General features: G+C 45.5%; 16 protein-coding genes and 1 tRNA gene. 8 read left to right on the top strand and 9 right to left on the bottom strand.

The genetic code is table 11. From position 1 onward, the window contains the following. Positions 1-15: 15 nt before the first annotated feature. From ACNKW2_RS05460 to ACNKW2_RS05450, 3 genes are all read left to right on the top strand, one after another. Positions 16-2,166, top strand: coding sequence for an exonuclease domain-containing protein (locus ACNKW2_RS05460; protein ID WP_419147642.1), 2,151 nt, complete (start codon positions 16-18; stop codon positions 2,164-2,166). A gap of 2 nt (positions 2,167-2,168) precedes the next feature. After that, positions 2,169-2,537: a DUF1294 domain-containing protein gene (locus ACNKW2_RS05455; protein ID WP_419147641.1), complete on the top strand. Its 369-nt coding sequence runs from the start codon at positions 2,169-2,171 to the stop codon at positions 2,535-2,537. Positions 2,538-2,649: 112 nt separating this feature from the next. Then, complete coding sequence (locus ACNKW2_RS05450; RefSeq protein WP_419147640.1) at positions 2,650-3,162, top strand: Mpo1 family 2-hydroxy fatty acid dioxygenase; 513 nt, start codon at positions 2,650-2,652, stop codon at positions 3,160-3,162. 46 nt (positions 3,163-3,208) lie between these two features. On the opposite strand, the gene ACNKW2_RS05445 is transcribed toward ACNKW2_RS05450, so the two are convergent. The 3 genes from ACNKW2_RS05445 to ACNKW2_RS05435 all read right to left on the bottom strand — a co-directional run bounded on the left by ACNKW2_RS05445 (position 3,209) and on the right by ACNKW2_RS05435 (position 6,056). Further along, a complete protein-coding gene (locus tag ACNKW2_RS05445) occupies positions 3,209-4,165 on the bottom strand; it encodes an FHA domain-containing protein (protein ID WP_419147639.1) in 957 nt (318 codons plus the stop codon). 495 nt (positions 4,166-4,660) lie between these two features. Then, the gene (locus ACNKW2_RS05440) at positions 4,661-5,575 is read right to left on the bottom strand and encodes a M14 family metallopeptidase (protein WP_419147638.1); all 915 of its coding nucleotides are present in this window, start codon (positions 5,573-5,575) and stop codon (positions 4,661-4,663) included. A 76-nt stretch (positions 5,576-5,651) separates the two neighbouring features. Further along, a complete protein-coding gene (locus ACNKW2_RS05435) occupies positions 5,652-6,056 on the bottom strand; it encodes a hypothetical protein (RefSeq protein ID WP_419147637.1) in 405 nt (134 codons plus the stop codon). 299 nt (positions 6,057-6,355) lie between these two features. Between ACNKW2_RS05435 and ACNKW2_RS05430 the strand changes: the two genes are divergently transcribed. Next, positions 6,356-6,748 carry a tellurite resistance TerB family protein gene (locus ACNKW2_RS05430; protein ID WP_419147636.1) on the top strand — a complete coding sequence of 131 codons (393 nt, stop codon included), beginning with the start codon at positions 6,356-6,358 and terminating at the stop codon, positions 6,746-6,748. Between the two features lie 234 nt (positions 6,749-6,982). Then, positions 6,983-7,792, top strand: a complete 810-nt coding sequence (locus ACNKW2_RS05425) for an alpha/beta fold hydrolase (RefSeq protein WP_419147635.1) — start codon at positions 6,983-6,985, stop codon at positions 7,790-7,792. Between the two features lie 64 nt (positions 7,793-7,856). Here ACNKW2_RS05425 and ACNKW2_RS05420 read toward each other — a convergent pair whose 3' ends face one another. Further along, on the bottom strand, positions 7,857-9,395 hold the full coding sequence (locus ACNKW2_RS05420) for a methyl-accepting chemotaxis protein (protein ID WP_419147634.1): 1,539 nt from the start codon (positions 9,393-9,395) through the stop codon (positions 7,857-7,859). A 331-nt stretch (positions 9,396-9,726) separates the two neighbouring features. Here ACNKW2_RS05420 and ACNKW2_RS05415 point away from each other — a divergent pair, with 331 nt between their 5' ends. Next, positions 9,727-10,446 (top strand): MauE/DoxX family redox-associated membrane protein, encoded by a 720-nt coding sequence (locus tag ACNKW2_RS05415; protein WP_419147633.1) that lies wholly within the window; start codon positions 9,727-9,729, stop codon positions 10,444-10,446. Positions 10,447-10,523: 77 nt separating this feature from the next. Here ACNKW2_RS05415 and iadA read toward each other — a convergent pair whose 3' ends face one another. From iadA to ACNKW2_RS05400, 3 genes are read right to left on the bottom strand one after another with little or no spacing between them, the layout of a single operon-like run. Continuing rightward, on the bottom strand, positions 10,524-11,702 hold the full coding sequence (iadA, locus tag ACNKW2_RS05410; protein ID WP_419147632.1) for a beta-aspartyl-peptidase: 1,179 nt from the start codon (positions 11,700-11,702) through the stop codon (positions 10,524-10,526). Positions 11,703-11,706: 4 nt separating this feature from the next. Beyond that, positions 11,707-13,107 (bottom strand): putative basic amino acid antiporter YfcC, encoded by a 1,401-nt coding sequence (yfcC, locus tag ACNKW2_RS05405; RefSeq protein ID WP_419147631.1) that lies wholly within the window; start codon positions 13,105-13,107, stop codon positions 11,707-11,709. Positions 13,108-13,142: 35 nt separating this feature from the next. Then, complete coding sequence (locus tag ACNKW2_RS05400; RefSeq protein ID WP_419147630.1) at positions 13,143-16,067, bottom strand: TonB-dependent receptor; 2,925 nt, start codon at positions 16,065-16,067, stop codon at positions 13,143-13,145. Positions 16,068-16,554: 487 nt separating this feature from the next. On the opposite strand from ACNKW2_RS05400, the gene ACNKW2_RS05395 reads away from it, so the two are divergent. Together ACNKW2_RS05395 and ACNKW2_RS05390 are read left to right on the top strand one after the other, a co-directional pair. Then, complete coding sequence (locus tag ACNKW2_RS05395) at positions 16,555-18,174, top strand: cyanophycinase (protein ID WP_419147629.1); 1,620 nt, start codon at positions 16,555-16,557, stop codon at positions 18,172-18,174. 213 nt (positions 18,175-18,387) lie between these two features. Further along, positions 18,388-18,990, top strand: coding sequence for a M23 family metallopeptidase (locus ACNKW2_RS05390; RefSeq protein WP_419147628.1), 603 nt, complete (start codon positions 18,388-18,390; stop codon positions 18,988-18,990). A gap of 193 nt (positions 18,991-19,183) precedes the next feature. Here the strand turns inward: ACNKW2_RS05390 and ACNKW2_RS05385 are convergent. After that, positions 19,184-19,260: transfer RNA gene (locus ACNKW2_RS05385), tRNA-Pro, on the bottom strand. Positions 19,261-19,424: 164 nt separating this feature from the next. Next, the gene (locus tag ACNKW2_RS05380; protein WP_419147627.1) at positions 19,425-20,843 is read right to left on the bottom strand and encodes an alanine/glycine:cation symporter family protein; all 1,419 of its coding nucleotides are present in this window, start codon (positions 20,841-20,843) and stop codon (positions 19,425-19,427) included. Positions 20,844-21,059: the final 216 nt, after the last annotated feature.

Genomic DNA, 21,059 nt, shown 5'->3' with positions numbered 1-21,059 from the left:
AGTGTATTGATTGTTTTGAAAAAACAACTGCCGGTAAAGTATTACCTCGAACATTTCAATGAATTGATCCGCTACATTCATCAAGTGTGTCAGCCTTTGTTGCAGCCATCGCAGCGTGAATTGTTGCAGCGCTATAGCCAATTACCAGAGCCAGAGCTGTGTTTATTGGTGCGTTTCTATTCCCGTAAAACGGCATTCTTAGATGTTAGCTCGCTCAGCTATTCAGAGTTGGCAGATATTCCAGCGTTAGCAGAGCGGTTAGAAGACAAGGGTCTATTAACACCTGCCAAACCCAGTAATATTGATTTGCTGCTGAGTTGTTTGAGCAAAACACAGTTAGTTGAATTAAGCACTGTTTTTCAGCCACAAGGACGGCCCAACTTATCGGCTAATAAGGCTTCATGGGTTGCTGCCATGACAACGGAGCTACAAGAAGGACAATGGCAGCCTGAACTATTACCCGGCAGATATTATTGCGCCACCCATCAAAGTGACTTTGATTATTTCTTATTTCTTTTCTTTGGCAAATTAGGCGGGAGCTTATCGCAATTTTCTATGCGCGATCTAGGATTGCTCGCGACCCGTGACGACAGTCAAACTATAAACGCGCACTTTGAAGAGTATGACGAAGCTCAGAGTGCCTACCACTATGCTGCTCGGATCGAGGGGCTAAAACAAATTAGTGCAGCGCAGCTAAACACTTGGCAAGGCGAGTTATTAAAAGGCGACTTCCCCGAGGTGGTGGGGCACTATGCTCAGTCACTGTTTGCTGATTACAGTTATAAACTGGCTAAACTCAGCAAAGACGAGCCTGAACACTACGAGGCATTATTAGTGTTAAGCCCGCACCCCAAAGCACGGGAAGCATTAATTCGTCATTGCTATAGCGCAGGGCAGCATCAATGGGTACAAAAGCAGCTCGAAGACATTCTAGATGGCGCCGATGATGAATCCTTGATGCTATTTGCCAGCGATTTCTATCAACGTAAGTTTCATAAAAAGCGCACTTCACTGTTAACCGACATGTTACGGGCAAGCCGGCCAGCATTGGTTATCGATGAAGCCTTTAAAGGCCATACTGAGCAAGGGGTGGTGGATTATTATCGCCGTCAAGGTGATGTGGCTGTTCATGGCGAGAACGCGCTGTGGTTGAGCTTATTTGGCCTAACCTTTTGGCATGAGTTATATATTAACCCAAAAAGCACGGTGGCGAATGCGTTTTCCCGCAGCCCCAAAGTGTTAAAAGAAGGAAGGTTTTACAGCTTATTAGCGTCGGAAATAGAGGCTCGACTGGAGCAGGTAAACACCAAGCAAGCGTGGCAAAAGTGGTTAATTCGTCAAGTGACTCAATACTACCAGCAACCCAATCGGTTATTTACTTGGCACGAAGACATTTTAGCGCCATTAACGCTACTTATTGAGCACGGCGATATAGCCCAGCTGCATGGGGTGATGCGGCTTATTTGTCAGCACTTTGAGCAGTTGCGCTCGGGGTTTCCCGATTTGATGATCATCGATAAGCACGGCAAGCTGCGCTTTGAAGAAATCAAAGCACAAGGCGATAGCCTGAGCCGTAATCAAGTGATCACCTTATCTAAACTCAGCGATGTCGGCCTCGATGTTCGGGTGCAAGCGGTGCAGTGGAATGTTGCTGTGGATCAACCGTATGTGATTGTTGATATTGAGACCACAGGAGGGAACAAAGACTATGATCGCATCACCGAAATAGCCATGATTAAGGTACAAAATGGTCAGGTTATCGATAGCTGGACGTCATTGGTCAACCCTGAGCGCAATATCCCTCAGCGCATTCAAAATTTGACTGGTATAAATAACGCTATGGTGGCCTCTGCCCCAATTATTACTGAACTATTAGAAGCGATAGCGGCATTTACTCAAGACGCCATCTTTGTCGCGCATAATGTCAATTTTGATTATGGCTTTATCCGTCAAGCCTTTGCTCGGCATCAACATGCTTTTAGCCGCGCGAAGTTATGCACCGTGCAGCTGGCGCGCAAGCATTTGCCTGGTCTACCATCCTACTCTCTAGGGAAATTGTGCCAGCAGCTTGGCATCGAGTTGACACAACATCACCGTGCCATGGCCGATGCGAATGCCACCGCAGAGCTTTTTTTACAAATTAATGAAATAAGACAGGCACAGTAGTTATGTCAGCAGTGCGTTTGGTTCAGAATCAGTCGGGACTGTTTTGGGGGTTAAGTGTTTGGCTTGGTATTGTGTGCCTAAGTAAACTGCCTTGGCCACCGTTATACACAGCCGTTGGGCTGTTAATACTTAATTTACTGACCTTTGCTGTTATGTGGTGGGACAAGCGTAAGGCTACCCTGGCTGCCGATAGAGTGTCAGAGCTTAGGTTACTTACTCTTGCTTTGCTGGGGTTAAACATTATCACGCCAGTGGCCATGTACTTGTTACGACACAAAACGCAAAAACCCAGCTTTAATTATAAACTGTTTATGGTGTTGCTATTGCAAACCTTGCTCTCTGGCAGCTTATTTTTGTTGTTATTCTTTTAAACCTAGTACTTTTCAGTCTTGAGTAATTGTTCTAATGTTATGACATAGCGGCTTTTAGTAACCGCCTACCTGCTTTGACAAACAGCTAAACAACAATAACAAGAGAGAAACAATGAAAAGTTTAACCACGCAATTAAGCCAGTATGCGCGCTATCATCGCAGCAAACGCAATATTTTAACGCACTTTTTTGGTATCCCTTTAATTGTCATTGCGGTGATGGGGCTTACGTTTGTGCCCATTACCGCCATCAATCAGGTGGCAATTACATTAACCATGGTGTTAGCTGCGCTGTTATGCAGTTATTATCTGGTGTTATCGCTGCCTCTGGGAATAATGATGACCGCGGTACTATTGGTTTTCTATGCCGTGGTAGCACAAAGTAATGCATACTTTGAGGCTCAGGGCTACTGGGGCTGGGTGATTTGGCTGGGTGTGTTTGTGCTCGGCTGGGTGTTACAGTTTATTGGCCATTATTTCGAAGGTAAAAAGCCCGCGTTTGTCGACGATATTGTCGGCTTAGCCATTGGGCCGTTATTTGTGTTGGTGGAGTTGTTATTTTTATTGGGATTCATGCCGCAGCTAGAGCAGCAAATTATTGACCAAGCCGGAGAGTATCGAGCTTAACTGCAACTAATTGTGGGCAGCTGTGTGAGCTGCCCCGTTGTTGAGGCTACAGTGTCATGCGGGTTTCTAGTTTTGCGCCCTTGATTATAGTGATGTCTTGGCAATTTAACCGCAGCCGACCACAACGTGTTTCTAACAAAAATTCCGCTTCTGGATAGCCATCTCCACAGCTATCAATAAACTGTTTTCTGGCACGATGCACCATGATGTTCATATGATTTGCCTGTACACCTAATGATTTTGCTAAATCATCTCGGTACACCCAGCCCTGAACATCGCTTTCGTGACCCGCGTCTTTGTCTTGAATTCGAGTTCTGGCGAGTAACAATAAGAGGTAATGATGACTGCGAGTGCCCAGATCCATTACTTGGTCATCTACGCGTAAGGTAAGTTGCGTTTCTTCTTCATCTTGACTGACGTTAAACTCCAGAGCCATAGGCTTGGCGGCTTTTTGGCATTCTAAATGTTTGGTCACGGCAATGCTGTTAGCGGAAAAGAACATCCATTGGTCGTTCATTAAACTGATAATACTGCCGTCAATTAGCGCTTGTCTGTCTGCGCTATTGAGGTCTTCTAAAAACCAGTAATTAAGCAGTTTTTCATAGTAAATAATATGTTCCGGTTGCTCTTCGTTAGGCAGGAGTAATTGATCTACCACTTCTATGACCTTTTGCCCGTTTGTTTGCGACACTAAGTACTGACACTCGGTTTTTAAGTTGGCAGCCACATATGAGTTTTGTCCAGGCGCGGCAAAGTCGATTTTATCGTTTTCAAACAATTGGTAAGGCATGTTTTTGTCGAGCTTATTGTCGTTCACCCAAACGCCATTGGTGCTGACATCGCGAATAAACCATTTGCCGTCGTTTAACTCGATAATGGCATGGTGGCGCGAAACACCTGGCTTATCTATTAAGGTATCTACGCTGTATTTGTATCTACCTACGGTGTGATAACTTTTTAAATAAACGCGTTCGAGCTTTTGCTCGTCAATTAAATAAGCCATAGCCTGTCCCATGTAACTCAGTAAAAATGCCAGCTTACCCGTCAGCCATAACGGTGGCATCGTTAATATTAGGTTTTACTGCAAGCTTTGCTTGCAAACTCAGCAATAAAGACTCACTAGGTGAGTCTGGTTGAGGGAAGAATCTGTCGGCACCAAGGTGCCGACAATACTTGTATCAGAGTTCTCTAATTTTAGTTTGACGCAGAAGTCTTTTACAAGCCTGGCATGACACCAGTTAATTTGAAGAGGAGCACTCTATCAAACATAGGTTATAGTAATATTTTTATGTCACCTTGGCTATTACAACGCATTACAGTTCAATTTTCCAAAGTACCTACTAACACTATGACATTGAAACACTTTTTATAGAAGGCAAGGTTAAATAGGGCGCTGGGTAGGCGATAGTAAAAGGCGTCTGTACAGTCATTACTTTAAAGCTAGCGGCAATTGCGCCATGTTTCTGGCTCAACATGAAACAGAAACATGGCATTACTGCTAAATAGTATGCGCTTTTAAGTAATCAAGTGCTCCACGCACAGCAGCTACTTGTCCTTCAATACAAGACTCTGGGGTGGCATTTTCGCCATCAGGGTAGACTTCTGTGGTGGTCACATACGGCGCTTCGGTCATGCCCATACATAACCCCAGAGCCGTGCCATCGTAGTTAATGACACCGAATTGCTCGATGTCGACGCCGATGAGTTGTTGGTTGTCATCCGCAGGAGCAATAGGATTTACCTTAGCTACTTCGTTAATAATGGCTTGCTGAAATTGAGGTTGTGGCTTTTGGCTATGCCCCACGAGATAGAAACCATCGGGAATATTCCAATTGTGGTTTTCTTTACCATCGCGAGCTGCAAGCGCCGGGCGAAACTCTTCATTATCGCTGTTGGTTGTTTCGTGCAAATCCACATGACACAGCACTTGTGGTGCTTTTTGTTGGACAAATGCCATCGCCAAAGCTGACTCTGGAGCGGGACTGTTTGCATAAAACGAGCGGTTGGGATCAATGGCTTCTGGGTTCCAGCGGTTGATGGTTTCGTATCCCCATGGGCTTAGGCATGGCAAAATAATAAAATTAAACTCAGGGTACTTTTGTGCCTCGTGCTTAGCAAAGGCCAACGCACCATGAACGCCGCTGGTTTCATAGCCATGCACACCACCGGTCACCAGCACACACGGCTTTTCTGGCTGCCATTGCTTTGAGGTTAGGGCATATAAAGGGTAGTTATTGTGTTGATAGTTCAGCTCGCCGTATTGGCTCAGCGCAAACTGCTCACCGAGCGCCGTTATTTCTGCGGCCACTTGTTCGAAGTAGCTGCGCTTTACGGTTTGTGTTGCAAACCATTGCTGTTTTTCTTCTGCATTCCATGGCACACCGGGTGTGCCAATCGGATACTGTCGTTGCATAGTCACCTCACTAAATTTTTCTCAATGGTAGAGGCTTGGCTACTGCGACGCAACTTAATACGCTGGATTGATACCATCAGTAACTCAGCAACTTAAGTCGTTCGAGCTGGCTGGAGCGCAACTTAAATGCCCAAAACCGTATGGTTTTCTCTTCTAAGCTGATTTCGGTGTAGTTAAAGCAGTAAATTTGCTTAGCACTAATGGTGCGGATTTGCTCTGCGGGGAGGTAACATTGTTGCCCGAATACGTTGCGGTACGCAACCCCTTGGCTGCAAATACTAAACTGCCTGCGGCCACAAATAAATGTGGTCAGTGCAATCGCCACATAGGCAAGAATAGCCAAAGCAATGAGCAGCTGCAGTTTAGATATACTGTTGGCAGGTTCTGAGTATAGCCAAGGCCCGTTCAGCAACAAACCAAGCGTGGTGATACTCAAGGCTAAATAAAATGAAAAGTTCAATCCTAGTTTTAACTCTTTCACTGTTCTTCCTATATTTTATGACAATCGAACGCTGAGTAAGGTATGGCAACAAAATGAAGCAAATGTGGAGCAACAAACAAAGTCGATTAAAACCCTTATAATGTATGGTGAACCTTCTCATTTCTGAGTCAAAAGGATGGTTTTTAATGGCATATAACCACATTTTCCATGGTTAAACGCATTAATGGCAGTAAAGTTGCAACTTTTTAATATGACAAATCGTACAACTTAGAATATGGTTAAAGCTTGAGCGATTTTCAGTCATCGGATTAGTTACAGCAGCCGTGAGGGTTAAGGAAATGAAATTTGAACAACTATTAAATCACTTCGACACTGGCATGTGTGTCGATCAAATGCAAAAAGAAGCCTTATTAGACATTGCACTGCTATTTATTGGTGTAGATGGAGTCATCAGCGAGTCAGAAAAGCAAGTCGTTCATGACTGGGCTGAAGGTTTACATTGGAATTCGGCAATTGCACTGCATGATTACATTGAAGACAGCCTGGCTAAGTCGGTGGTCGCGATTTCGCAAAACGATATTGAGGCTTATGTGCAACACCGCATGAACAACATTGTTGATGAGCCAATGCGCAAGCTGGCAAAAGATTTAGCGGTGCGAGTAATTGAAGCCGATGGCAATGTAGAAAAAGCAGAAAAAGACGCCTTGGCTATTTTAGAAGCCGAGATGTGATTTGGTGGGCTCACTTTGCACTTATCAGAGTGAGTCTGTCTTTTGTGATGCTGGTTAATAAACACTCTCTGCATTAACCACTTCACCATACCCGCCTAGATACTTTTATGATTTTTCCCTTGCAATCAGTAAAATGATACACCCTATTACAGCTTAAATCAGTTGTGCTTAGTCTTTGAAATAAAAGGTTATTTTTAGTACATTCATTACTGTGTAAATTAAGGATAAGCAAAAATGAAATTTCTAGGGTTATTATTGAGTCTTTTATTGCCAATAGCAGTGGTTGCTAAACCAAGTTTTATTACCATAAAGGGCTATAAAGTCGAGTACGAAATAGCGGGTAAGGGCAAACAGACTGTGTTTTTGGAGGCTGGTGGTTCGGCAGGATTATCTGATTGGGATCCCATTTTTAATCGTTTGGCGCAATTCTCTCGTGTGATCCGCTATTCTCGAATTGGCAATGGCGGCTCCGAACAATTAAGCAAAAATTACAGCTCTGAAGAATATGCTGAAGAAGCGCGTTTAGTGCTGGAAGCACTGAATATTAAAAAGCCAGTGGTGTATGTGGCTCATTCGTATGGTGCATACATCGCTCGGCGGTTCGCAGCTACTTACCCAGAATGGCTGTCTGGGTTAATGCTCATTGAGCCGTCATCAGAGCATGATGTGGATATTATGCGAAGCATTGATCTGGCCAAAGCTGAAAAGCAAATCGCCCAAGTGAAATTAGATGACCTTAAAAATGGTATGTCTAACCAATATTTAGACTTTTGGTCTAAACGGCCATTACCTGACTACCCTGAGATAGGGGATATTCCTGTCACTGTTATTGCCTCAGTGAAAAAGTATAACAATAAAGAAGTGCTGTTTTTTACTGATAAAGCCAGAGAAATGTGGGGAGAATTGCATACACAGTGGGCACTGGCATTCCCCCAGGGCAAAGCCGTATTAACAGACAAAAGCTACCATTTCCCACAACAAGATGAGCCTGAGATGGTGGTTCAAGAGGTGCGTGAGCTATTGAATAGGATTGAGGTTGAGTAAATGTGCTTTTCAATGGTTGCCAGGTTTGCACGAAAGTGAGCTATTAAACCTGGCAAAAAATTTATTAAGAAAACTGTTGAATTAAGCGGGTTTGATTCTCAATTTGCTTGAGCAATTCTTGGCATAATTCAAATGACTTTTCACCATGCTCGGTGCCTTTCTCAGATAAGGTGGTGACGCTTTCGACATTGACACTGATCTGCTTTACCACACAGGTTTGCTGTTCAATGGCTGCTGCCACACTGCGGTTTAAGTCGGCTAAGTGCATAACATGGCTTTGAATGGTTTCCAAACTGCTGCCATTATTTTTGGCCAAGTCAACGCTGCGGTTAGATAAGTTGTTACTTTTACTGACGGATTCAACTGCGGAGCTGGAGATCTCGCCGAGCTCTTGCAGTAACTGGGCAATTTCCTCGGTTGAGCTTTGGGTGCGCTGCGCTAATGAACGCACTTCATCGGCAACTACCGAAAAGCCGCGACCATGATCGCCTGCACGAGCGGCTTCGATAGCGGCATTGAGGGCTAATAGATTGGTTTGATCGGCAATGGAGTTAATAACACTGAGAATATTTTGGATCCTATCGTTGCCGGTGACTAAGCGGTCCACCGCATTATTAACCTCTTGTAGGTGTGAATCTAGGGTGTGGATCGACTCAATCACCTCATTAACTGCGCCACGCCCCAAGCCGGCTTGCTGCTCGGAGTTGTTGGCTGCGTCTGCTGCATGGTTGACGTTTTCAGAGAGCTCATCAATGGTTTGAGAAAACTCGTCCATACAGGTAACCATTTCTTTGGCTTCACCGGCTTGTTGTTTCAGTAGCTCAGACACATAACGGCCACTTTCAGTGGTTTTTTTAGCATTATCACTGACCTGCAACGATACGTCATTCACCCGGCCAACCACGGCAGCAATCTTGGCTTTTTGCATCTCAAAGGCCAAGCTAATATCGGCAATTTTATCGCGGCTACCACCATACAAGTAGGCCATGATGTCATTTTCATAAATATCAGAGGCAGTTTTTAGTACGCGCTTGTAGTCTCTCCGAAACTTAATCATTAGCGCCGTTACAGCGAGCATGGCAAGCAAAGGCAGTAGCATAAACCATGTAGCTTGAATGAATGGTGTTATTGCCAGCGTGGCAATGGCGAAACATAATAACTGCACTATCCAGCGCGTGGTGTCGTAGCGCTTTGGTGGTTTCTTATAGTCCAAAGTTTGGTAAAGCTGCTGTGCTTTATTGACAACTTCAGCTTTGGGTTTAGTGCGTACTGACTGATATTCGGTCACCCGGCCCTTTTCGTCTTTTATTGGTGTTGCAAAGGCATTGACCCAATAATAATCGCCATTTTTGGCGCGGTTTTTTACCGGGCCCATCCAAGACTGCCCGCTTTTCAAGGTTTGCCACATATCGGCGAAGGCGGCCTTTGGCATGTCTGGGTGCCTAACTAGGTTATGCGGCTGCCCCAGCATTTCATCTAAGTCATAGCCTGCAATTTGGCAAAATGCTTGGTTCGCATAGGTAATGCGACTGTCTAAACTGGTGGTGGAAAGCAAAACGCTTTGCTCCGTTAACTTTATTTCCTTACCTGTTGTTTTTGACATGTTTTTATCTCAGGAGCTGAATACGTTGCAAATATAAATCTAATACTTTTTTGGTAGAAGTGTTTTTATGCTAAATAGGGCATCCATTTAACATTTTTATGATCTCCATCAGTCTGTTGCTAGGAGGGTCGTTACACCTTTTGATAGTTTGTTATAAATCAACAATAAAAAAGGGTATGTGTGTTACCTACCGTTGTTGGCGTGCTCTTTGCTGATTATTAATCTAGAGCTACCTTGCGGCGCGAAACGTCATGACTTTATGTAAATCTTTCATAGTAACGGCGACGCATGAGTAATTATTTACCAAATTGCGATAAAAGGGAGGCGGGCAATGACAACAGCAACTTTATATCGAATGCACACTGATGAACACATTTGTCCTTTTGGTTTAAGAGCGAAGCACTTATTGGAAAAAAGTGATTATGACCTAGAGGACAACATACTTAGCAGTCGCAGCGAGACGGATATGTTTAAAGCGCAACACAATGTTGAAACCACACCGCAGATATTTATTGGTGATGAGCGTATTGGCGGCTATGAGGAGCTTCGTGAGTATTTAGGTAAGCCCAGTCACGCAGCCAAACGCAATACTTACTGGCCGGTGTTATCAATCTTTTTAGTATCATTATTATTGGCAGTGACCACCCAGCTTGCGGCCTTTTCGTGGTCGGCATTGGCGGTGCACTTTATTGGTTTTGCCATGGTGTTGCTGGCGGTGCAAAAAATTCGCGATGTTCACAGCTTTAGCAATTCCTTTATTACTTACGATTTATTGGCCATGCGGCAGTTACCTTACGCCTACGTATATCCTTATTTAGAGCTTTATGCTGGGCTTGGCATGCTGGCTGCCTTACCGGCACTTTACTATGCGCCACTGGCCATGTTCATTGGCTTAATTGGCGGTGCTTCGGTATTTAAAGCCGTTTATATCGACAAGCGAGAGTTAAAATGTGCCTGTGTTGGTGGTGACAGCGATGTGCCATTAGGCTTTATTTCATTAACAGAGAACGTGGTGATGTTTGCCGCCGGTTTTTGGATGCTGTTTGCTTAATAACAAATACTAAAAAAGTAGCCGCGCAAGCGGCTACTTGAGAAATAGCAATTATGACGTTAGATGGGCTAAGTAGTCTAATTGCTACGACTGGGGAAAAAGCCATGCTTTACCGGTACGTGTTCAGCAACCATTGCTTCGCCGTTACACCACACGCTATGCACGCTAAGAGTATCTTTATCAAGCAACACTAAGTCGGCATCTCCACCTTGGGTGATGATGCCTTTTGCTAGGCCTAATATACTGGCGGGGTTTTTTGTGATTGCTTGCAACGCCAGTTCTAACGGTACTTTGAACTCGTTTACCGCTTGCTGCAATGAAGTCAATAACGATGCTTCTTGACCAACTTCAAAGCCCACCATGTGGTTGTTACTATCAAACACCGGCAAGCTTGCGTGACCATCGGAGCTCATGGTGAGCTTGCTGGGATCTACGCCTTTTTCCAAGCAATAGGCTAAGGCTTCTGCTGCGGCCAGTTCGCCATGGGCTAGATCGTACTCGGTGGTGCTGGTGGTAAAATCAATGGTCCCGCCAGCTTGGCAAAAGGCGATGCCCGCGGTGAGTAGCTCAGCATTGCGGTTCATATGAGTGGGATAAAACTGACTAATAGGCACCTCCGTGGTCGCCGCCACTTGATGCAGTAGGTCGAGGTGCTCAGCACCCGTGCCTACGTGGATCGATACGGTCCCGCGCTTGTTACTCAATAAGCCTGCGGTGCGTGATTCAGCGGCCACTTTAGCGAGCATTTGCACTGTCGGCTGCGAACCGCGATGATCGGAAATCGCCACTTCACCAACGCCAATGACTTCATCGATGTACATGATGTCATGGCTAATGCTGTCGCCTAGGGTTTTTATGGGAAAATGATAAGAGCCCGTATGGCAATAGGCATTTAACCCCTCTTGCTTTAACCCCTTGGCCTTTGCAATAAGATCGCTGTGGGTACGGCTGATATCGTCGGTGCCCAGTGCCCCAACCACGGTGGTGATGCCACTGAGGGTGGCGTCAGTTAATTGCATCTCCGGGGTGCGACTAGCAAAACCGGCTTCACCGCCGCCACCGCTAAAGTGCACTAAGGCGTCGACAAAGCCGGGTGCTAACACTTTGCCGTTAGCGTCGATTTCGACAATATCGAGATTACTGTTGAGCTCTATGTGTTCTTCAATGGCAATGATTTTTTTGCCTGCGATCAGGACATCGCGTTTTCCAAGCTTTTCTGGTGTGTAAAGCTCGGCACTCTTAATTAATGTCAGCATAGTGTTATTGGTAATTGATGAGGTGAGCGAAAATAATAACTGCGCTCGCCAAGGTGAAAAGAAATAACATGAAGCGCCAAATAAATTGCGCCCATTCGTTCCAAGACAGCTTAACCACGCCTAAACAGCCGATTAAGCTGGCTGAAGTGGGAATAATGATGTTGGTGAGGCCGTCGCCAAGTTGAAAGGCCAGCACGGCAGTTTGTCTGGTAACGCCAATTAAGTCAGCCAAAGGTGCCATAATGGGCATGGTGATAGCAGCTTGCCCGGAACCTGAAGAGACAAAAAAGTTAAACACGGATTGGAATAAATACATAAACCAAGCCGCCATTACTTCTGGTAGATGGGAAATGAGCGTCGCGGCATGAAACAACAGGGTGTTTAGCATGGAGGGCTGGGACAACTCACTACCACCGAGTAATAACACCAAGCCTTTGGCAAGACCAACTAGGATCGCCGCAGGTAACAACTCGGCACTGCCTTGTTTAAATGCCTCGACGGAATCGGCGATGGTTTGTCTGCCACCTAACTTCGCAATAACAGCAACCACAATGGCCAGTACAAAAAACTGAGCTGCTAATTCGGGGATATAAAACCCCTCCACCGTAACACCATAAATAACCCAGACAATGACGGCCAAAAACGTTAACAACAACGCTTTGTCGGTCATTTGTAATGCTAAAGCAGGGCTATCTTGCTGTGCCTCAGTGTTGATGCGAATTCGGTTGGCATACCTGACCGTAAACACAGTACCTGCAATAATAAACAGTGCCGTAACCGCCGCTCTCAAACCTGCTCCCGAGAATACCGCTAACTCTGCAATACTTTGCGCTATGGCAATGCTGAATGGGTTCATCGGCGAGGTAGCAAAGCCAATTTGGGTCGCCACATAGGTCACTAACACGGTCACTTGAGCGTTATAGCCCAGTCGCTGCATAATAGGGTAGAGCACAATACAAAAGGCGATGGCTTCTTCACCCATGCCAAAGATGGCGCCACCTAGAGCAAAAGTAATAAACAAGCTAGGGATAAACAGCCAGTCAATGCCTTTGGTTGAGCCGATAAGTGCCATAATGCCGTTATCAATGGCTTTGGTGCGCATCAAAATACCAAAAGCACCGCCGGTGATAAGGATAAAGGCTATAACACCAATGGCGGCTCCATTTCGGTCACCACTAACCAAACCATCAAACAGCACATTGAAAAGCCCAGGCTGGCCATCAGTGGCAAACAGGGCAAGGGTGTTGACGCTGCCTGCTTGCACAAACTGCGTCAAAGCCACCTGCTGCGCACCGTCACTGATGGCAAAGTGTCCTGGTAATACAAAAAATGAGATGACGTAGCATGCTGCGGCGATAAGCAGCAAGATCACCAACGCATCTGGCATTTTAAAGGATTTTTGCATAATCAATTAAAATGGGGTTGCCCCCATTTTTCCGTTTAAAACTGGTAAGTCACACCAAGGGTGTAAGTGGTGCCAAAAGCATCGTGGTTGATGGAATCAAAGCCCCGTGACGAACCATAGATACGCGGTGGTGCTTTATCAAACAGGTTGTTGATACTGGCACGAACCATCAAGCTCTCAGAGATTTCATAGCCTGCGCTTAAGTCAACCACGGTCCAGCTATCCACTTGGCGCTGCTCACTGTCATCGATTTCGCCGAGCGAGATTAGCTCATCGATTTCACGGCCGCGCAGCCCTTCAATGTCGTCTTCGTAGCTGTCAGTATAGTTGGCGCCAATAGAAACGTAATATTTTTCAGCGTCATAGGTAAACGACAAGCGACCGACATTTTCTGGGTATCTGAAGCTGCCAATCAGCGACTCGATTTGATCTGAGCCTGGCTTATTACGGTCGTACTCGAGATAGTGGGTGGCATCAAAGCGCATCAGTAAGTCGCCATGTTCGAAGCGGAAACGCTGATCAAATTTAATATCCAAGCCAGCAATGTCTTGTGTACCAGTGTTTTCTAACTGAATGACGTGATCACGATACAGTTGCAGGCTTTGTGAACGGGGATCAAACTCGTTGACGTAATTGGTTAGAATTTGACTGAGATCGGCACCTGCTTGATCAATGAAACGGCCTTGAGCGTCGGTAACGCTACACACATCTTGGTCGTACGAAATGCCCATAGCACCATTCGGGACTAAGCCACAATGACGCAAACTTTCGTCGTTGATAGCGCGTGCCAGCACGGCGGTCATATTGGTATCAATAACGTCGGTATACTCAAACTGCCAGTAGTCGAGGGTTAAGGTAGTATCGCGGCTTGGACTCCAAGCAAAGCCCAGCGATAATGATTCTGACTCTTCGGCGTTTAGGGCATTATTGCCAAGTTCTAGTGAGTTTACTGTCACTAAGGTGCCGTCGCCTTCACAATAGAGATCGGCCACTGCTTGGTTGGCACCACAATCGAATGATGATGTGGTGGTTCTAAGTTTTACCCCAGCCTGAGTAAGTGACGGTGCTCTAAATGAAGTTGACCAACCAGCCCGTAACATCATTGAATCTGTGGGGCGATAGCTAATTCCCACTTTAGGATTAAAGGTAGAGCCAAAGTCATCAAAATGGTCATAGCGGCCAGCGAGTTGCATTTCAACTTGCTCGGTGAGCGGCACGTACAATTCGGCAAAGGCGCCGTATTGACTGCGATCTGCCTCTGCGATACTCGAACCAAAGCCAAACACATCCACTAAATAGTCATTACTGGCGTCGGCCACCGCCAAATCAGAAGGAATATCCGATAACTCCTCACGGCGAGCTTCTACGCCAAAAGAAGATTGAATACTGATATCGGCAATGGTCATTAACTCACCAGTGAAGGTCAGATCCCAACTGTACACGCGGCTTTTGCCTTCACGGGTAGGCATCTCTTGCGTTAAGGCAAGGGTCGCGTCATTTTGGCTGTCACCGACTAAAAATGGATTATAAAAAGGTTGCAATGTACCTGAACCACAACTTATTTCACCTGCCTGATTAGTGGCAATGGTGCCGTCGCTACACAACTCACCAGCGAGTGCTGCGTGGAATTTGTAGCGGTTATAAATACCAGCAGTGGCTACCTGATCGGACTTTGACTCAGACAGCATAATGCCAGACTCCCAATCCCAATCGCCAATAAAACCAGCTAGGCTAGAAACAAAGCGCATATTTTGCGATTCCACTTCAACGGTACGCGGATCATTAAAGCGGGCATCAAAGGCAAAGCCCCATTGTTCTTGGCCAAGCACAGTGGTAAACGGGTCAATATACAAAGCGTCGAGTAAGGAGTTACTGCCATTGGCATCGTCAAAAATGAAAAGGGCATTCTCTTTCACGTACGGCCCTTCACCATCGTCAATTTGATTAATTGGTGCCGGCGTTGAGTAGGCTGTGGATTTGGTTTTGCTAAAGAAAAACTCACTTTCCCAGGTTAGTTCACCAAAGGCTTTGTTTACCATAAAGCCCGCAGACATACTTTCAAATGGCGCCCGTAACACGTCATCTTGGTTGCCATAATAGGCACAGATCTGCTCACCATATTCGGTGGTAACCAGTTCAGTTTGACATCCAGGTGCGGGCAGCTCATTTCCATCGCGACTGCTGTAATAATAGATATTTGGGGTGTTTTCCAGTTTTGGTAAATAGGAGTAGCCGCTCACTAAACTGGGCTCTGCAAGGTAGTCACGATCGCTGGCATTAAACTGATTACGGTCGTAATAATCGGCAAACAAGGTGAGGTTGCCGCCGTCGATTTCCGTACCCCAGATAAAGTTTACTTGTTTTTTGCCTTCATCGCTTTGCTCTAGGCTATTGCCATAGCTGACTTCTAACTCTGCACCTTGGTAGTCTTTTTTGAGGATATAGTTAATCACCCCGGCGACAGCATCAGCCCCATAAATAGCCGAAGCACCAGTGGCCAAAATTTCAACCCGTTCAATGGCCGCTAAGGGGATTGAGTTTACGTCGACAAAGTTTTGTGTGCCGGCGGCAAAGGAGCTGGGGGCAACACGACGACCGTTAATCAAGGTTAACGTTGCCGATGGGCCCATACCGCGTAAGCTCGCGGCTGCCTGGCCTGCCGGTGTAGAGGTTGAGGTACTGCCACTTTCACTGGTGGAGAAAGTACCTGCTCCGCCTTTGAGTTGGGGAATATCTTGTAGTAATTCGTAAATTGACGAGGCGCCAGAGCGGTCGATGTCTTCGGCACTTAAAATGGTAACGGGCTGAGTGCCTTCTAAATCCACCCCTTTTATGCGTGAACCGGTGACCTCGATACGTTCCACCGCTTGCACATCGGATGTGGTTTCACTTTCAGCGTAAGCACTGAGACTGGTCGCTGCAATGGCAGCGGAAATTGCTAGGGATAACTTGTTGTACATTACTTCACCTACTTCTGTTGATGAGTGGCTGAGTACAGTCGCAACGAGATCCGTGTTTATTAGTCGATGAGCTCAAGCACAAACCATAGGCACACTAAAGCACAGCAAAGTTGCCGTATTTTAGAGGTAATTGGAGCTTGGGTTAATACCACCGACCATAGCTGACGGACACCAAAACAGGTGTACGAGCTGCATTAGCCTTAATTACTTTGTTGTTGGATTTTTTGTGCTGTGGGTTGTGACAAACAGACAACGCCACGATGATTACATCGTGTGTCTACTCGTCGAACCACTCTGAGAGGTAGTGAGGTGAGTAGAAGTAGCAAACAAGCTCAAATGCTTTTTTATACATATCTTCATCTCTTGTGTTTTGACAATGCAAACTAACCTGTGCTAGCTTGCTCTTCGCAATGTTCATTTAATTTTATAGCACAGCCTTTTTTGTGCTGACAAGTCATTTTTTTAAAAAACTGTTTGGATTTTATTTATGAACATTGTCTTATTTGTAAAAGCGATGCTGGCTTTTGCACTGCTTTTTTGTAGCGTAAGTGCCTACTCTCAAACGCTTTATCTTATTGGTGGGGCCCTTAAAACCTGCTCCAGTATGGCGCCAAAAAACTGCACTCCCAATGCCCAATTTCCTGATATAGCCAAAACGCATGCAAACTTTATTGTGACCAAAAACGCAATTAAAGAGATTGCCGCGCTGTGGCCAAGCAACTCACAAAAGCGCTTTAATCGCACCATGCGATTGCTAAGACGCATCCCCAAAGACAAAGCATTTACCCGCTCGCAATTAATTAAAGCCATTAATCAGCATGACAGTGAGCTCTATCATCAGTGGTCGAATCGTGAATATTATTTTATCTTCGATATGCTCGAGTTACCTTTGATGGTGAATGGCAAACGAGTGTCTGAATTGGTGCTAACTAAATATAACAACGAGCCTGCCAGCAGTGATATTATTCAACAAATTGCGACTCAAGTAGCAAACACTCCAAGTCAATCGCTCTATTTACTCACCGCCTCTTCTCGTGATCCTTATGAATCGGCGGATTTCTATCAGGGCTTATTTAAGGCCTATGGTATCAAAGCGCAATGGCTGCCACTAACGCCAGCGTTGGCGCAGGCGGTTAGTAATCAAGACTGTGAGAACCTAGATCACTATCGCACCAGTATTAACCAAGTGTTTAACCGTGATTACGTCTACCCTGACCTCACCACCAAAGAATATAACCTTTGTATGGCGGGCGTTGAAGGCGTAAAAAAAGCGCTGCAAAGCGTGGATGCTGTGATGCTAAATGGCGGCGATCAATCACTGACGCGACAAATTTTTTACCACAATCAAAGCGGTGTTGAATTGCCTTGGACTGACATGGTGCGAAATAAAGCGGTACTTATTGGCACTAGTGCAGGCACTGCAGTGCAATCTGGTGGCGAAAACCAATACGGCCGTGTGCCTATGATCACCAATGGCAGCAGTATTGAAGCGTTGTTGCAGGGCGCTAAAAATGCCCCAGCCCCAGCTGCTAATTGCGATCAACATGGTGGCTGTGAGGACTTAAGCGCTGATACTCTAACGTATCACGACCAAGGGGGGCTTGGGAGCTTTACTCACGGTATATTGGACACCCATTTTAGCGAACGTGGCAGAACCTTTCGTTTGGCTGTGCTAACGCAACATAGCAAGCAAAAGTTTGGTTTTGGTGTAGATGAAACTACGGCCTTAGTGGTAGATACAAGCAAGCAACAGATGCAGGTAATTGGCAAAGCTGGAGTGGTGGTGACTAAAGTTTTGGGACAAAACCAGTTTAGTTACTCTTTTTACCCTGCAGGGAGCGAGTTCACCATGGCGCAATTAACTGAGCAGCAGCATCAAACTGAGGTTCAAGGCAATGACACTCGCCGAACCGAGGTGGTTGAAAACTTGGTGGAAGAAGAGCGCATGCGAGCGACAGCACAAAGGTTGTGTGACAATGGCAACGTACAGGTAATAGCAAGCAGTGACGACTTGCCCCGCATTACCATTGGGCGTTCAGCTAACACAACATGTATTAAACAACCAAGTGGCCAGTATGTTGTCAAAGATATGCAAATTAGCTGGTAATAAAATTCAGCACGGTTAAGTCAGAGCCAAGCAGCTAGTTCTGCTTGGCTCTGTAATTGACTTTAATTTACCAGTTCGAAGAAAGTCAGAACGTAGGCAAACAAAACTGCCTAATGCTGTGGTTATCACCAGTTTATTATTTAAGTCTATGATATGTTGATTAAACCTTTTGCCAAACTCATGCGACTAACGGGTTTTAATAAAGGAAATATCATGAAACAAGTAACCGTTTTGTCAGCATTACTGTTGCTTTCTTTAAACGCTTGTGCAAAACCTAAAATAGACTGCGCGGCTTACCCCTCACAACAAGAATCGCCTTATGTTTTACCCTATGAAGTGGGCACGGCATGGGATATTTATGCCACCACCGAGCATTATCGCCGTGCTAATAATGGCGTCGGTACCTATGCCATCGACTTTGTTATGCCTATTGGTACCAAAGTGATTGCAGCCAGAGATGGTGAAGTGGTCAGTGTTCAAGCAAGTTATAAAGATGGCAGTAATGAAGATTTAAAAGAAAATTACGTCTTTATTAAGCACAGTGATGGCACCATTGCTAGATATTTTCACCTCACTTATGACGGTGTACTAGTAAAACCAGGTGAGCAGGTAAAGGCGGGAGAAGTGATTGCGCTAAGTGGCAATACCGGACAAAGCGGTGGTCCGCACTTGCATTTTGATGTGCAGCAATGTGGTCCTAACTTACCGCCAAACTATAACCAATTACCTTGTGGTCAAACGTTGCCGGTTACTTTTTCTAATACCCGAGAGCATCAATGTGGACTGAAAACCGGGGAAAGATATACCGCGCTGTAGTTAGCAAGGTGGCTGAAATTTACACTGCTTATCGGCGTCATACCGCAGAAGGATTTAAACTACCTCGACAATAAAGCAACAAAAGTTGTAGACGATACTGAGTTTTCAATGCAGTGGAAATGTGGACCTATGAGATTTAACGGTGAGTGATTTATATGATGCATCAGGCTAGAAAGCAAGAGGGTAAAGGAATTGGTCGGCATAGCAGGATTTGAACCTGCGACCCCTGACACCCCATGACAGTGCGCTACCAGGCTGCGCTATATGCCGACTTGGGAGTTACTATACGGATTTTTTTTCGAAAGGCAATAAGTGGTTGGTTTGTTTGGACATTAAATGTGCGGTATCGCGGTTTTATTTGTAGGGAATAAACAATAACAGTGAGTTGCAGGAGAGAGGCGCTGATTATAGCGCCTCTCATTGTTGACGGTTCGCTATTTTTTCCAGATCCCTTCAGGTAGGGTCTTTTCGACTTCAGGGTTGCTACTGGGGTCAAACTCGGGAGTTTTGCCAGCTTTCAATTGTTGTTTGTAGTCTTTGGCCAGCCAAAGTACTACTTTACGTAACATAAACAGCGCTATTACGTTGACAACGGCCATCATGCCCATGGATATGTCTGCCATCGTCCATACCAAACCCAGCTCACTGACTGCACCAAACATCACCATTGCGAGCACGCACGCTCTGAATACCAACATACCGGTTTTGGAGTGATGATCTAAAAATAAAAGGTTGGTTTCGGCATAGCTATAATTGGCAACAATAGAAGTAAAGGCAAAAAAGAGAATGGCCACAGCTACAAATGTCGCGCCCCAATCACCAACGTGGTGCACTAACGCAGCTTGGGTCAATTCAATACCACTCAAACCAGAGTTAGGCTCTAGATAGCCAGATAACAATATAAGTGAAGCCGTTGCAGTACAGATAATAAGAGTATCAACAAATACTCCTAACATTTGAACATACCCTTGAGAGGCAGGGTGGTTTGGATTAGGTGTCGCACTTGCTGCGGCATTAGCTGCACTACCCATACCGGCTTCGTTAGAAAACAGACCACGCTTGATACCTTGGATCATGGCCTGCATTACCGCGTAACCAATGGCTCCAGCACCAGCTTGCTCAAAACCCATGGCACTATTAATGATCAGCGCAAAGACTTCAGGTAATTGAGCTGCATTTACTGCGCAAACGTAAAGTGCAAGTACTAAGTATGCAGCCGCCATAAAAGGCACCACTAATTCAGCAAAACGCGAAATGGTTTTTAAGCCACCAAAAATGATAATGCCAGATGCCGCAACCAGGCCAATGCCCATGACATGTTTGGGTACATCAAAGGCAACTTCAAATGCAGCGGCAATGGAGTTGGCTTGCACAGCGTTGAACACCAATCCAAACGCTAAGATAAGACACAGTGAAAAGATTACACCCATCCACTTACGCTTTAACCCCAGCTCCATATAATAAGCAGGACCGCCACGGAAGTTTCCCTCATCATCGCGTGTCTTATAAAGCTGAGCTAAACAACTTTCTGCAAAACTGGTGGCCATGCCTATTAAAGCAATAAGCCACATCCACATAATGGCACCAGGGCCGCCTAAGTATAAAGCAACACCGACACCAGCCATATTACCGGTACCTACTCGCGCAGCGAGGGAAGTACAAAATGCTTGGAAAGAAGAAATGCCACCTTCTGCGCCTTCACGGCTGTGCCACATTACTTTAACCATGTACGGAAACTGGGTGAACTGTATAAAGCCAAGTCGAATAGTAAAGAATACGCCTGCAGCAATAAGAAGGTAGATAAGCAAGTGGCCCCAAAGTAATCCACTTATAAAATTTAAGATGTCAGCCATGTATTTAGCCTTTTCCTACGAACGAGTAAATAATGGGGCGGTAATCTATCACAAAGGAACAGGAAAGCGGAAATGAGCTGCAGTTATCCACAGAAAATGTGGATAAGTTGTGAGGATGCGGTGGGCTAAAAAGCATTTCAAATTTAATTAAATAAATCGTGAAAAAACGCTTGCACTGAAATCGATTCTCCCTATAATGCGCATCCACCGACACGG

The organism is Pseudoalteromonas 'SMAR' (genome assembly GCF_048515945.1).
Taxonomy (GTDB): Bacteria; Pseudomonadota; Gammaproteobacteria; order Enterobacterales; family Alteromonadaceae; genus Pseudoalteromonas.
This window is presented reverse-complemented; position numbering and strand designations above follow the sequence as displayed.